This is a genomic window from Fibrobacter sp. UWR4 (assembly GCF_003149045.1).
In the GTDB taxonomy this organism is placed as follows: Bacteria; Fibrobacterota; Fibrobacteria; order Fibrobacterales; family Fibrobacteraceae; genus Fibrobacter.
This window is the reverse complement of the sequence record NZ_QGDU01000016.1, coordinates 70,669-85,680: the sequence shown is the minus strand read 5'-3', so window position 1 is coordinate 85,680 and position 15,012 is coordinate 70,669. Positions and strand designations below refer to the sequence as shown.

Genomic DNA, 15,012 nt, shown 5'->3' with positions numbered 1-15,012 from the left:
AGCTTGAAATGGAATCAATAGCCTTTGTAACTTCATCACCGATTGTCGCAGACAGACTTTCAAATTGTTCTACGTAAGCATCCAGTTTTTCCACCCTGAATCCGGAGGCGGCATCCATCATCACTACCGACAAGGCGAGTGATGCGAAAACAGACAAGTCTGTTTTCATATCCGAGCCGCAGCGGGAGGCGCTTAGCGCAAACGGGGTTCGAGATTTTCAATCTTGAAATTTTTCTTGGAGGATTTCTTAGCCTTGGAAGAGGTGTTCTTGGAGGACTTACGGGAGTTTTCGTTCATTGAACGCCTTCGGCGTTAGCGGCGTCACTCGGTCATAAAATCAAGTGAACTTGATTTTGCGACGCTCGTTTAGCACGCTATTTAGACATGAGATTAGCCTTGGGACGCACGACGTGCGTCGTTATTGTTTAAACTTGGGAATGGGAGCCCTCTATGGAGGGTTCCCTATAGATTATTTTTTTTGGAATTGTTTATTAGGAGTTGGGGACTATTCCACCATTACACAACGGACGGACATACCCTGTGTTTTATACTGAGCATAAAACATAAAATCTGTACCAGAAACACTAGTTCCCGAAGCTTTTGCGCCAACAGGAGACGATTCTTCAACCACATCCTCTTCTGGATAGTACCAGTATGTTATGGAATCAACATTTTTGAATACGGAATTCCACAGGTATCCTGCGCCAACCAAGGAGTAGCCTGTGGTATTATAGCCACCAAACGGAATTGCACGAACACCTTCAATGCCATATTTATTTCCATCAGCATTTACAATTGTATACATATCATTGTAGGTCAGCAATCTCCAACCGGTCGGGCAAATTCCTTGGTGATTTTCCTTAATCTGATCTGCGCAGCTCTTTGTATTGCATTCGCTGGGCAAGTCCATCATTTCTGCCCACTGGTACAGGCCGCCATACCTGTCGCAATTGGTAGTGTCATTATCATAGCAGTAACGTTCGATTTTTGAGTCGTCTTCTTGATTTTTCCTTCCACGAATCATTTCACCGATGTTCAAATTTTCTGCCATGACGGTCACAGAATTGGCATTACCGCTGGTATCCTTTCCGGTAATAGTGATGTAGTAATAGCTACGGCCATTACGGGAATCGGTAAACTGTTTGTACCTATCAGGGCCAACAGTCATTTCAGGAGCTAAGTATTTTTTATGATCAAACGGCACGTATTCGCTACTGCTAGAAGAGACCTTCACGCTAGAGCTGGAAGACTTTGCGCTAGAGCTGCTGCTCTTGGCTGAGCTGGAAGAGGACTTCACCGAGCTGGAGGAAGACTTAGCGCTAGAGCTCGAAGCAACAGAAGAACTGCTCTTGACTGAGCTACTGGATACTTCGCTCGATGAGCTCAGGATGACGCTGGAAGAGCTGCTGCTCTTTGCAGAGCTGGAGCTGCTCCTGGCTTCGCTGGAGGAAGAAGATTCGTCCTTCTTGACGATCCAGCCCCACTTGTTCAGTTCGGCGTCATGGATGCAGACCAGCTCCACGTTGCTGTCGTAGTTGTAAGAAAGCTTGCCTTCGCGATTTTCGTCACACTTACAGCTCAATGCGTCAGCCAAGGTGTAAATGTCGCAGACGTATTTGCTCTGCGAGCTGGAGGATTCCTTAGCAGAGCTGGAGGATTCCTTATCGCTAGAGGAGCCATTCTTGGTGCTAGAGGAGGATTTTTCCTCGTCAGCAACGCTGCTAGAGGAATCTTCGTCCTTGGCGCTAGAGCCGTTATCGCCACCGCAGGCAATAAGCATGATCGCGGCGATAGACAACATCGCTAGATTCTTCGCTACGCTCAGAATGACACTCGGAAAAGAATTTTTCATATGTTCTCCTAATTTATTCCCAGAAAAAAAGATATAAACTTTCAACAAAAAGGCTCCAGGGCTAGGCCCGTCCCGATGATGTTTTGCGTAAAATATAAAATCCTTGACCTTGTTCTGATGCGCTTAATCCTTTGATGCTCAAAGAGATAGCCTTTTTGGTGACGTAAGTCTTTAGACACCTTTTTATATCATTGAATTTGAACTTGACCCTCCTGTTTGCGGTATGATTTTTGTAATTTTGTGACGTATATTACAAGTCGTTGTTTACACTAAGGAAATAACAATGTCCAAGACTATTCTTCTTTTCCCTGGCCAGGGCGCACAGTACGTCGGTATGGGCCAGACTCTCGCTTCTACTTTTGAACCTGCTAAGAAGATCATGCAGGAAGCTGACGAAATTCTCGGCTTCTCTCTGTCCAAGCTTATGGCTGAAGGTCCGGAAGATGTTCTCAAGAGCACTGACAATACTCAGCCCGCACTTTTCACCGTGTCCGCAATGGTCATGGAACTCCTAAAGTCCGAAGGTTTTGAATTTGACTACGTTGCAGGTCACTCCCTGGGTGAATACTCTGCAATCTACGCTGCCGGCGGCTTCAGCTTTGCCGACGGTCTCCGCCTGGTCCGCACCCGCGGCGAACTCATGGCCTCTGCCGGTTCCAAGAACCCCGGTGCCATGGCCGCTATCATGGGCCAGGAAGAATCCAAGATTTTGGAACTCTGCGAATCCGTGAAGGATGCAGGGGTTGTGGTTCCCGCCAACATCAACTGCCCGGGCCAGATCGTCGTGTCTGGTGCTCAGGAAGGCGTTGCCAAGCTCTGCGAAAACTGCGGTGCTGCTGGCATCAAGGCCATTCCTCTGGCAGTGTCCGGCGCTTTCCACTCTCCGCTGATGCAGTTCGCTCAGCCGGGTCTCGCCGAAGCTATTGCAAAGACTACCTTCAACGATGTGGCTAAGCCGGTCATCGCTAACGTGATTGCTGAACCTGTCACCTCCGGCAAGGAAATTGCAGACCTGCTGGTCCGCCAGCTGGTGTCCCCGGTCCGCTGGAACGACTGCATGAACAAGGCTATCTCTCTGGGTGTCACTCAGGGTGTTGAAGTGGGTTCCGGCAAGGTTCTCATGGGTCTCATGCGCAAGATCAGCCGCGACGTGAAGGTCACCCCCGTCGAAACCATCGAAGCATTTGCAGCCCTGAAGGGCTAATAGGTCGGCACTTCGTGCCTTGAGGCATGAGGTCGCTCACTACGTTCGCTTTGAGGTTGTTAGGCTTTAACCTCATACCTCAAAGGGAGCCGAAGGCGACCGACCTCGCACCTGACTGCTAAACTTTTAATTTATGAGGAACTATCAAATGGGTAAACTTACAGGTAAGAAAGCCATCGTTACTGGTGCTTCCCGTGGTATCGGTCTGGCCATCGCTACAGAACTTGCACGCGAAGGTGCCGACGTTGCCATCCTTTCCACTTCCGTCAAGGAAGACTTGGCTAACCAGTTGAGCGCCGAACTGGGCGTGCAGGTCAAGAGCTATGCTTGCGACGTGGGCAACTCCGAAACCGTGCAGAACGTGTTCAAGCAGATCATCACTGACATGGGCACCGTTGATATTCTCGTGAACAACGCTGGCATTACCCGCGATGGTCTCCTGATGCGCATGAAGGACGAAGACTTCGACGCCGTCATCCAGACCAACCTCCGTTCCGTGTTCCTTTGCACCCGCGCCGTGGCTCGCACCATGATGGGCAAGCGCGCAGGCCGCATTGTCAATATTACCAGCATCAACGCTATCCGCGGTCAGGCAGGCCAGGCTAACTATGCCGGTGCCAAGGCTGGCGTGATCGGCATGACCAAGTCCAACGCCATGGAATTCGCTTCCCGCGGCATTACCGTGAACGCTGTTGCTCCTGGCTTCATTGGCACCGACATGACTGCCAAGATGGACGACGCTACCAAGGAAAAGTACGCAGCAAGCATTCCTCTGCAGCGTATTGGTAACCCGGAAGACGTGGCCAAGGCTGTTGCATTCCTGGCATCCGACGACGCATCCTACATTACCGGACAGGTACTGGGCGTTGACGGGGGCTTGAACGCATAAGATTTTTTTACTAAATTTAAACTCAAACACTAAAATCCTAAAATGGAGTATCAAATGAACGAAGAAATTTTTAAGAAGGTAACCGACGTTATCGTTGCCAAGCTCGAAGTTAAGGCTGAAGATGTGAAGCCTGAATCCGAATTCAGCAACGACCTCGGCGCAGACTCTCTCGACCGCGTCGAACTGGTTATGGCTCTCGAAGACGAATTCGAAGTCGAAATCCTCGACTCCGACGCAGAAAAGTTCCAGAAGGTTTCTGACGTTGTCGCCTTCATCGAATCCAAGAAGGCTTAATTAAGTCTCTCGATTCTAAGGAATTGAAAACGGTCTCCGGTATAAAACCGGGGCCGTTTTTTTTTGAGCGTCATGCCGAACTTGTTTCGGCATCGGCTGTTTTATCCTAAACGAAGTGACGTTAATTTTTTAATTTTCCCTTTATCACAGGCGGTAGTATCCGCATGAATAGGAGTAACATTTGGAAAACGAAAACTTATTGCATAAGGTTTTAAAACTCTGGTTTCGCCAGAAGTCCGAAGGCGGGCTTGAGGCGAAGCTTGGGTACAGATTCAGGGATCCGGAACTGCTGGCTCACGCCCTGGTCCACCGTTCTTTCCTCATGGGCAAGGACCTGCCCTACGAGAACAACAACGAACGTCTGGAATTCCTGGGTGACTCCGTGCTCAACATGCTGACCACCGAGTATTTGTACCGCAATTATCCCAACGATCCTGAAGGTGACTTGTCCAAGCGCAAGAGTGCCATCGTGTCTGGCCATGCCTGTGCCCAGTCTAGTAAGGAATGGGACCTGGACGAGTACATCCGTATCGGCAAGGCTGAAATGAAAATGTCGGGTCGTGGCAAGGAAACCATTCTGGCGGACGCCTACGAAGCCGTTCTTGGCGCCGTGTATCTGGATGGTGGTCTGGAAGAAGTCCGTGCCATCCTGAACAAGTTCCACTTCCCCCGCATCAAGGACATTATCGTCGCCAACGATTTCGTGAACCACAAGAGCGCCCTTCTGGAATACCTGCAGGGCAAGCGCCGTACTTCTCCGGAGTATGTGCTAATCGGTGAAACCGGTCCGGAACATCAGAAGGAATTCACCACGGAAGTCCATATCAATGACAAGACTTATGGTCGTGGGGTTGGTCCCAACAAGAAGACTGCCGAACAGGAAGCCGCCCGTGTCAGCCTGGAAATGCTCCTGGCCGAAGATGCGGCTACGGCTGCAGAAGAAGCGAATAAGCCTGCGCCGGTGAAGGTAAAACCGGTTGCCCGCCACGCAGGGTTGCCTTAATGGATTGCGCTTTATACAAGCCCGCCGTCATTGCGAGGAGCGAAGCGGCGTGGCAATCCAGTGTTTTTTTATTTGAGACGAACTATGAAGATTTATAAGAACGTATTGAGCGTTGCCGTTGTAACGGCTCTCGCTTTTGGCCTTGCCGCCTGCAATGATTCCAAGGATTCTTCCAAGAAGAATTCTGCTGCTGTTTCCGAAGCGGACTGCCCGGCTATTGCGGACGATCCCGAAGCAACGGGCGAGTTTGACCCCATTGCCAGTAAGGATGCTCGCCCCTGCGGTGCCATTACCTTGTGGGGATCTGCCATGCCCAAGTCCTTTAACATGTGGGAAGACTACAACAGTTTCTCCGCAGAGTTGATGGGCATGATGTACGAACCGCTAGTTTCCCTCCACACCACGGAAGACCGCGAAGTGGGCGTTCTGGCTGACAGCTGGACTGTGGGGGAGGATGGTCGCACCTTTACCTTCCATGTGGATACCCGCGCCAAGTGGAGTGACGGAAAGCCCGTTACCGCCGAAGACATCCAGTTCTATTACGACGTCATCATGGACGAGAAGAATCTGACTCCCATTTTCAAGGTGGGACTTTCCCGCTTTGACCGTCCGGAAGTGGTTGATCCCCAGACCATCAAGATGGTGGCGAAGGAAACTCACTGGGGCAACTTCTGGGAAGCTGCTGGTATGTTGGCTTTCCCCAAGCATGTTTGGCAGGGTAAGGACTTTAACCAGATTCGTTATGAATTCCCTGTGGTTAGCGGTCCCTACAAGATCAAGACCTTCCGTGAAGATCGTTACGTGGAGTTGGCCCGCCGTGCAGACTGGTGGGGCTTCAAGAAGAACTGGAACCGCGGTAAGTACAACTTCCAGAAGATTCGCTATCGCTTTATGAACGACCAGACCAAGGCTCTGGAAGCTTTCAAGAAACAGGACTTCAATGCCTACGCTATTTATACCAGCAGTATCTGGATGAAGCAGACCGACTTTGACGCAGTCCAGAAGGGTTGGGCCGTCAAGCAGCGTATCTACAACAAGGAACCTATCGGGTTCCAGGGTATGGCTATTAACTTGCGTAAGTCGGAATATCAGGATGTTCGCGTTCGCAAGGCTCTGTCCCTCCTGATGAACCGTGAAGCCATGAACGAAAAATACATGTACGGTCAATACTTCCTGCTGAACAGCTACTATCCGGACCTTTGGGAAAACAACCAGAATCCCAATGCCCCGCAGTATCGTTATAATCCGGACGAAGCCCGCGCCCTTTTCGCAGAAGCTGGCTATAAGGTAAATGCCGAAGGTGTGCTGGAAAAGGATGGTAAGCCTTTCAAGATTAATTTCATCACTAGCAGTGAAGATCTCCGCCACTTGACTCTCTTCCAGGAAGACCTGAAGAAGGTTGGCGTTGTGGCTACTATCGAGAAGATGAGCCAGAGCACTCTGCGCAAGCGTCTGGACGATGCCGACTTTGACCTCTACTGGGTGAATTGGGGCGCAGGTCGCCTTCGCGATCCTGAAGCCAGCTGGTCCTCTGAAACTGCAAATCAGAAGGGAACCAACAACCTGAGTGGTCTCCAGGACGCTGTGGTGGATAGCCTCATTAACCTGCAGAAGACGGAATTCGATCTGGCCAAGCGCAACGAAATCCTGAAGGCGCTGGATAACCGTCTGGCGGAAATCGTTCCCTATGTTCTCATGTGGCAGTGCGATCACCATCGCATTTTGTACTGGAACCGCTACGGCATGCCGGAAAAGGTACTGGACAACTTCAACCGCGAAGACGCTATTCCGGTTTACTGGTGGTTGGACCCTGCCAAGTCCGCTGCCCTCGACAAGGCCATGAAGGAAAACTCAAGCCTGCCCGTCCCCGCCTACGATGTTAAATGATGCATGGGGGCTCTGCCCCCTGCGTCATAATTAGAAGAACAGTTCGCAGCCCATGTAGACGCCGGTTGCTTCGCCATCCATACGGTGGATGTTTCCGTCGTCGTTGGCACCTTCGTAATCTTCGTTACGGAAGATCAGGTGTGCCTTCACGGTAATCATGGGGTCAATGGCGAATGCTGCACCGAGCCAGAGATTGAACTGGGTGGTGCCATTGTCGTCATAGCCGTAGTCGTGGTTGTCTTTATCCCTTTCGTATTCACTTTCGGTCAAGCGGTACTTCAGCTGGAGACCCATGTAAGGTGCCAGACCTTTGACGGTGGGGATTTCGTAGCGGGCTTCGGCACCCATGTGGATGTCCAGACCGCGTTCGTGATTGTCGTGTTCAAAACCCCAGTAGATACCGCCTTCAGCGCCAAAGTCAAAACCCTTCACGCCAGTGGGCAGGGAGAACTGTGCGCCCATGTAGAGGGAAAGTTCGTCATTGGTGGGACGGGTCGTGCCAAGACCATCGTAGTCATCGTTACCGGTGGGGAGGTTTAGGTCAAGGAATGCGGTTACCATGGGGGCGACTTCAAAGCGGACGCCCAGAGTCATGTCGGTAAGACCGTTACCGCCGTTGGCGCAGCCTCCGCAGTCGGTTTCGCCCCAGAACTGGTAGCCAAAGCTCTGCAAGGAAATTTCCAGACCCTTGATCACGCTAAAACGAGCGCCAATCTTGAGGCCTGCCTGGCTCCAGTCGTCATCGGCATCGTAATAAAGTCCTGCCTTGAAGGATGCCTTGCCTGCATCCTGCACCGGATAGAAGTCCCAGGTGGCAAAGGAGGCGGTTGCAGCCATGGCTGCGACGATTGCGATTTTCTTGAACATATGAATCTCCATAAATTCCAACATCAACAAATTAGAAAAAGCACTCGGCTAATGCCGAGTGCTTCTTGTAAAACTTAAGTTTCTTAAGTTTTTTGTGAACAAAAAGCCCAAGACGCTAGCCAAGGACTTTTTGAACGGGGTTCATTAGAACTTGAAAGAAGCGTTGAAGTCGATGGACATCGGAGTGTCTTTGCCGTAGTAGTCTTCACCCAGGCCAAAACCGAAGGAGAGGTCAAGACCAATCTGTTCGTTAATGGCATAGCCAGCACCGACGTAGATCCACAGACCGAGGGTACCGCTTTCGTCAGAACCCGGAATTTCGTCGCCATCGTGGGTGTATTCGCCCAGAAGGACGTTCAAATCTGCACCAACGTACGGGGTAACGGGGCCGCCGATAGTGAAGTCAGCTTCTGCACCGACGTTCAGGTTCCACGGAGGAGAAACTTCGTCGTCACCTTCGGTAGTGATGGTCAAGCCGGCTTCAGTACCGAGAGTAACCATGCCGAAGCCCTGAGAGTACTGCACACCAGCGTGGAAGCCCCATGCGCCTTCTTCGTTGTAGGAGTCGTCACCAACCGGGAGGTTCACGTCAACGAATGCGTTCATGACGGGCATGAACTGGTAGCGAACCATGAGAGGGATGTTGCCAAGGCCGTCTTGCTTCAGATCGTTGCCGTCGAAGTCAGAGTAGAAGCGGAACGGAATCTTCAGGCCCAGTTCCAGACCCTGGATCACAGTGTAGCGAGCGCCTGCATAAATGCCGAGGTCGCTGTAGTCACCCTGCATGTCGTAGGTCACGCCAACCTTGGCCTGGCCCTTGTGGTTTTCCAGAACGGGGAACTTGTCCCAAGTTGCGAAAGATGCGGTTGCTGCGAGAGCACCAGCGAGAGCGATCTTCTTAATCATTATTAGTCTCCTTTGATGTTGGGGAAAGATCTGAGAGTTTTAGGAAAAATTAGAACCAGTAGGTTGCGCCCAGGGCGAACTGCAGGGTCTGCATATCCATATCTTCGGTACTGTTGAGGCCGGAATCAACACCTGCCCAGCTGGTGAGACCCAGGTTTACGCGGAAGTCGATGTCCACGAAGGGAACAATGCCGGTACCGATACCGAAAGCTACGCCCAGTTCGAGAGTGTTGGTTTCAATGCCCAGCTTGTCCAGGTCAACTTCAACGCCATCAGCTTCTGCGGTGGAGCTCAAATTAAGAGCGACAACCGGACCTGCTTCCAGGTAAAGGATGGGGAGGAGGGAAAGACGTACCAGGACGGGAATGTCCAATGCCCATTCGGTGATGGTAACGTCGTTGCCTGCGTCAACGTTGCGCATGTCGATCAAGACTTCCGGAGCCAGGGTGATGGGCAGCAGGGGGAAGGAGAGCTTCATGCCGAGACCAGCGCTGAAACCGACTCCCATTTCGGGTTCGTTAACGTCATCGCCCCAGAAATTGCTCATATTGAGGGCTGCGTGTGCACCGAAGTTGAGCTGTGCGAAAGAGAAGCTAGCAACCATGAGGGCTGCGACCAGAATCTTCTTGAACATAATTTTCCTTGATGGATGGTTGATATTTAAAGTTCTGTTTACAATTTAATATTAGTTCCTGCAGGTTGCAAGGTATTTGTTACAAAAATGTGATATTATTCAAACCTGCTAACTTGTTGATATTCAATGGATTAGCGATTTGTTTGGAATTGTGCGGGTTGCAGGGGCTTTTGGGGGTTGTTCCATGTCACAATGGAATATCATTTGACGTTCGTCACGTGATAAATTGCGGAAAAAAGCATATCTTTATTTTGTAAAAAATTGTTTCCATGAGGAATACTATGAAATTAAGATTGTCTACTATTGGGGCTTCCCTGCTGCTCTTGGCCGGTGCAGCATCCGCTGTTAACGGAAGTGGATATTACAATCTCATTTCTGTCGGTGGTTATGGGTATGGTTACGCTACCTATTACTTGACTCAGGATGCTTATGCCTGTACGGATGTAAAAGGCTCTTTTTCTGTGAATGGCGTCACTTACAGCGCTTATTCCAATGCTTACGGCACCTATTTAGCCTCAGGTGTTGGTCCCGTAGCTACCACGGCCCATTGCGTAGCCTCTTTTAAGGATACTCCGGAAAATCTTAACACTCTCTTGACGAAAAATTGGATTGACCCCACCTCTATGGTAACGGACCTTAATTTGGGTTCTGACCTGGATTTGGCTGGTTTTGACGAAGCCGGGACGTGCGTCAATCCCCATAAGCCTTTGCCTGCTGTGGACAGTAAGGGAATTCAGGGGAATGGCTATACCATTAAGAATCTCTGCTATGAAACCGAAAAAATGACCGGTTCTGTGGGATTTATCTCCGAAGTTAAGAAAGGCAATTTCCTCAATATAGGTTTTGACGGGGTAAAAATTTCCGTTAAGGGTTCTAGCAAGAATGGCAAGGATTACTATCCGGTAGGAACTTTGGCAGGTATTGTGGATTCTGCTTCCGTAAAATCCATCAAACTATCCAATGTGACCATCGACGCCCCTTTTGCAGGTGGTGTGGCTGGCCTGGCAATCAATTCGACTGTTGCAAACTCTCGTGCTACAGAAAGTATCTCCATTACCAACTCTCTGCCTATTACCACCGGTTATGCTGGATCCGGCAAGGTTGATCTTGCTACGCCCTACAGTGTGTTCCTGGGCGGTATTGCAGGCGTGTCTACCCGTAGCAATGGGGCAAAGACCGACGCATCCTTGACTGCAGATACGGTTCTTGTAACGGTTCGCGACAATGCAAGCGGTCATCGCTCCGCCTTGGGTGGCGTCGTGGGGATGATATTTGCCAGCCTGGATACCTATACGGGCCTTAAAGTGATTAGCGAAAATGATGAAAAAACGAGTATTTCTGGCGGTAGTGCCATGGGTGGTATCGTTGGGTATTCCTCCCTCCTCTATATAAATAATTCACCGATTGCAGCAGATACCTGCGTCTTGAAATTGGAAAACAGCTCCTTTACAGGCGAAATTGGGAATGCTTCCTCCCTGGATGATATCGCGGTAGGTGGTTTGGTTGGCCGCGATTCCGTTCTTCCTCAGTCTAGGCTCAATATTGCCCGCAGTGTTGCCGATATTACCCTCAAGGATTCCTTGGCTACAGCAGGAAATTATCGTTATTTTGCAGGCGGTATCCTGGGCTTTAGCAGCAATTGCACAAGTGCTTCTACGGATAAGGACTATCTGGCTATTGAAAAGTCCGTATCCAAGGGCTCCATGGAATTGGCCGGTTCCGATGTAGCTGTATCGGGACTTCATGCCAAGGTTTATATGGGCGGTATCGCTGGTGCAGCATGCTTTGCTGTGGAGCCCAAGGCCCTTAAGGAAGATACTTCCTCTGTAAAGATTGTTTCCAAGGTTAAGACGACTCATGATACTCTGTTTGTGGGGGGTATTGTCGGTTCCATGAACGTAGGAGACAATAAGGGGATTAACCTTTCTGCATTGTCCTTTACGGGGAGCGTTGCCGTGGAGGATAGCTTAAACGAAATCTATGCAGGTGGTGTTGTTGGTCTGTATCTTGGCGCTAGTGGTGGTAAGCCTATTGGCTTCAAGGACATTGCAGTTTCCGTTAAGGATTCCGAAACTTCTAAAAGAGGTGACCTGATTACATATAGCGCCATGGCGGAATCTGCTCCTGCTGGATCCGTAAAGAAGGGCGTTCGTCTGGGTGGCCTTTGCGGCTATTGCCGCGAAATCAACAATGCCGAAAAAATCGGTATCTATGGCAATATCAATGTTCAGGCTGAATCCAAGTATGTTGGGGACTCTCTGTTTGTTGGTGGCCTTGTGGGACGTTATGAAAATACTACTGCTAAAATGGTTATCCAGAAAACCTATAGCGTAAGTGACATTATGGTAAATGGTAGCGGGAATCTTACTAAGGTCGGCTATCTGCTGGGTTTAGGTAGCCTGACCTCCAGTTACAAGATTCTTTCCAACTATCATTATGGGGAGGAAACGGATGTCGATGCTTTTGGTTTCCTGACCCAAAGTGATATTAGCAGTATTGGCTCTGAAATTACGGATTGGAAAACTCAGGAAAGTATTTCCTATACCATTCGCAATGGGGCTACCAGTACTTATGGTGATAATGCCAATAAGAATGGTACTGCGCTTGCATCTGAAATGCAAGGTAAGAGCTTCGCTAGCTTGTTGAATGAACCGCTTACTACAACTTCCGATGACATGGTGTGGTATTTCGATAAGGATGTAGATGAATCTTTGCCTCGTTTTGTTAAAAAGAACGAAAAGCCGACAACCGATGTTCAAAAATATACAGTCATGTTCTTCCTGGATGAAGAAGAAACAAATCTTTATGATACAAAGTATGTAGGTGAAGGCGAAGCAGCTGTTCTCCCGGACGCTCCATCTGTTGCTGGCCTGGAATTCAATGGGTGGGACAAGGAAGCCGATTTAGAAAATGTTACATCTGATATGGTTGTTCACGCTGTATTTGATACCATCGAATACGTGGTGAAATTCTGGGGACATCGAGAAAATGATGTTGAAACGCCTTGGGTCGCATATCATTGGGACCACATGCGTTATGGTGAGTCCGTTCCCGTTCCTGAACAGCTGGAAAAGATGGGCGGTAATGCAAAGTACATCGAAGTCGAAGGTCTGAAGTTTGTTGGCTGGGATTCTGATGAATACAAGAATGTCACAAGAGATTTGAATATTTATCCGGTATATGATACCATTGTCTATACCGTATCCTTTGTGAATCCGGATGGTTCTGAAGCTTACAGCACTCTCGGTGTGAAGTATGGCACTGCCTACGAACTGCCCACCGCTGGCGTTAAGGCCGAAAATGATTCCATGACCTATATCTTCAAGGAATGGAAAGGCCAAAAGTACGAAACCATGCCGGCTAAGGACCTGGAATATACCGCAGTATACGATTCTACTAAGAAGCAGTACACTGTAACCTATAAGGATTACGATGGTGCTGTCCTTGAAACCGTCGTGATGGATTACGGTTCCAGGGTGACTCATCCGGCCTATAAGTCCGCAGAGGATGTCCAGCTGGATTCATGGAGTCTCTCTTCTCTGGTTGTCAAGAGTGATACTACTGTTACCGCCAATGTGAAGTTCAAGGTGTCTTTCGATATGGGCGATGGCCAGGAACCTGTGGTGGTGTGGGTCGAAAATGGTAAGACTGCAGCATCCCATGGCGGCTTGATTAACCCCACTCGCAAAGATACCGATGAATACACCTATACCTTTAGTCATTGGAATCAGGAATTCTCCACTGTGACTGGCGCTGTAACGTACGTTGCCGTGTTTGATTCCCTGCCGGTTGTATCCATTAGCTCTAGCAGCTCTGCAATTGAACTTCCGGAATCTAGCTCTAGCCATGTTCCGCCTGAGTCCAGTTCCAGCGACGCCCCGGTTGTCGCTACCGGCGTGAAGGTTATGTCTGAAAAGGGCGTAGAACAGTCTGGTGAAGGTAATGCAATTCGCGTGGCTTACGTAATTGAAGTTGAAAACCCCAGCATCAAGACTGTCGCTTATGTGGTTCTCGATGATAGCGTGAAGTATCTCATTGCAGATTCCCTGGAAACAGAAGTCCTGGAAGACGTATGGGTTTTGGCTCCTGCACCTTTGGGTAATCATTCCGTGAAGGTTGTGGTTGACAATGGTATTGAAAGTGAATCTGTTGATGCCGGCGAATACACCGTTGCGGCAGAAATTGCCATGGCGCCTAAGTCCTGGAAGATGATTTCCATGGCTGAAGCTGATGGTGACTTGGCTGATCTGGCATCCAAGACCAGCATCTACTGGTGGGATGAACAGAACCCCATTGGCGAATACTGGCAGTACCGTGCATTCGAAGGTGAAGACTTTGAAGCCACTCGCGGCTTCTGGTATGGCACCTCCGCAGGAACACCCATTGCTCTCCGCGAAGGTTCTGCTACCAGTGAATTTGTCTGGAATCTGGATAGCCTCTATTCTGGCTGGAACATGGTTTCCAATCCTACGGGTTGGATGATCGATCTGGAAGACGTGCTGAATAATAAGGACGTTCTGCAGGTTCGTGGCTGGAATGCAGAAACTGGCGCCTATGATCCTGTTACCGTGCTGAAGCCTTACGAAGCTGTCTGGGTCCAGGTGGCTCATCAGACCCAGGTGACTGTGGCTGCAACTCCGTTCTTCGGTTCCGAAAAGAAGGAAGAAACTGTTGTCGAAAAAATGACTGCCCTTCGTAAGGGGGTCGCCCGCAAGGCTTCTGCCAAGAACTGGAGTGTACTTGCAGTACTGAAGGATCGCAACGGAAAGTCTGACTCCTGGAATATGATCGGTGCAGGTGCCAATGTGGAAATTTTGAATAAGGCTCCCATGGGTATGGGTGACTATGTTCGCCTGGCCATTATGGATGGCAAGAATAAGCTCGCCAAGAGCGTGAAGACCGTTGCCGATGAATACGAATGGACGATGAAACTCTCTGCTGCAACCGGTAGAGATGCTGAACTGAGCTTCGAAGGTGTAGATGCCTTGAACCAGGCTGGCCTTTCCATGACCGTGACCATCAATGGCAAGACTCAGGAAGTGATGGCTGGTACACCTGTAAAGGTTGCTCTGACCAAGAATACAACCGAAGCCAAGGTTCGTGTGGCACCTGCCGCCACCCTCGCTCCCAGCAAGATGAGCGGCTTTGCTGTGGCCCAGGTGGCCGATGGCCTGAAGGTTGGCTTTAATGCCCCCGAAAGCCTGGCTGGCGCTAATGCAAGCTATGCCCTGGTTACGGTGAACGGCAAGAAGATCGCTTCTGGTAGCTTCAAGGCAACTGCAGGCTCCAACAGCCTGAATCTGAAGGTTCCTCAGTCTGGTCTCTACTTCGTCCAGCTGAAGGTGGGAAGCCAGATGGCATCCGCCAAGGTGATGGTCAAGTAGGATTCAAAAAAAACTTACTCCTTAATAGGCCGTCCGAAAGGGCGGCCATCTTTGTAAACAGGAGTTTAATTTGCCCTATGAAACGCTTCCGA

Annotated in this window: 10 protein-coding genes; 6 read left to right on the top strand and 4 right to left on the bottom strand. The window is 49.9% G+C overall.

Annotated elements, in window-relative coordinates:
• Positions 1–505: 505 nt before the first annotated feature.
• Positions 506–1,852, bottom strand: coding sequence for an FISUMP domain-containing protein (locus BGX12_RS08195; RefSeq protein ID WP_109735593.1), 1,347 nt, complete (start codon positions 1,850–1,852; stop codon positions 506–508).
• Positions 1,853–2,135: 283 nt separating this feature from the next.
• On the opposite strand from BGX12_RS08195, the gene fabD reads away from it, so the two are divergent.
• The 5 genes from fabD (at position 2,136) to BGX12_RS08170 (ending at position 7,129) form a co-directional block, all read left to right on the top strand.
• Positions 2,136–3,056, top strand: a complete 921-nt coding sequence (fabD, locus tag BGX12_RS08190) for an ACP S-malonyltransferase (protein ID WP_109735592.1) — start codon at positions 2,136–2,138, stop codon at positions 3,054–3,056.
• A 133-nt stretch (positions 3,057–3,189) separates the two neighbouring features.
• Complete coding sequence (gene fabG, locus BGX12_RS08185; RefSeq protein ID WP_233246316.1) at positions 3,190–3,945, top strand: 3-oxoacyl-[acyl-carrier-protein] reductase; 756 nt, start codon at positions 3,190–3,192, stop codon at positions 3,943–3,945.
• A gap of 54 nt (positions 3,946–3,999) precedes the next feature.
• Entirely contained in the window at positions 4,000–4,239 is a 240-nt protein-coding gene (gene acpP / locus BGX12_RS08180) for an acyl carrier protein (protein ID WP_073230149.1), read from the top strand.
• 181 nt (positions 4,240–4,420) lie between these two features.
• A complete protein-coding gene (rnc, locus tag BGX12_RS08175) occupies positions 4,421–5,242 on the top strand; it encodes a ribonuclease III (protein WP_109735590.1) in 822 nt (273 codons plus the stop codon).
• Positions 5,243–5,326: 84 nt separating this feature from the next.
• The gene (locus BGX12_RS08170) at positions 5,327–7,129 is read left to right on the top strand and encodes an extracellular solute-binding protein (protein ID WP_109735589.1); all 1,803 of its coding nucleotides are present in this window, start codon (positions 5,327–5,329) and stop codon (positions 7,127–7,129) included.
• A 30-nt stretch (positions 7,130–7,159) separates the two neighbouring features.
• On the opposite strand, the gene BGX12_RS08165 is transcribed toward BGX12_RS08170, so the two are convergent.
• The 3 genes from BGX12_RS08165 to BGX12_RS08155 form a co-directional block, all read right to left on the bottom strand.
• Positions 7,160–7,996, bottom strand: coding sequence for a hypothetical protein (locus BGX12_RS08165; RefSeq protein ID WP_109735588.1), 837 nt, complete (start codon positions 7,994–7,996; stop codon positions 7,160–7,162).
• Between the two features lie 144 nt (positions 7,997–8,140).
• Positions 8,141–8,902: an outer membrane beta-barrel protein gene (locus BGX12_RS08160; RefSeq protein WP_109735587.1), complete on the bottom strand. Its 762-nt coding sequence runs from the start codon at positions 8,900–8,902 to the stop codon at positions 8,141–8,143.
• Positions 8,903–8,951: 49 nt separating this feature from the next.
• On the bottom strand, positions 8,952–9,536 hold the full coding sequence (locus BGX12_RS08155; RefSeq protein ID WP_109735586.1) for a porin family protein: 585 nt from the start codon (positions 9,534–9,536) through the stop codon (positions 8,952–8,954).
• Between the two features lie 281 nt (positions 9,537–9,817).
• On the opposite strand from BGX12_RS08155, the gene BGX12_RS08150 reads away from it, so the two are divergent.
• On the top strand, positions 9,818–14,920 hold the full coding sequence (locus BGX12_RS08150) for a T9SS type A sorting domain-containing protein (protein ID WP_158278204.1): 5,103 nt from the start codon (positions 9,818–9,820) through the stop codon (positions 14,918–14,920).
• Positions 14,921–15,012 lie beyond the last annotated feature (92 nt).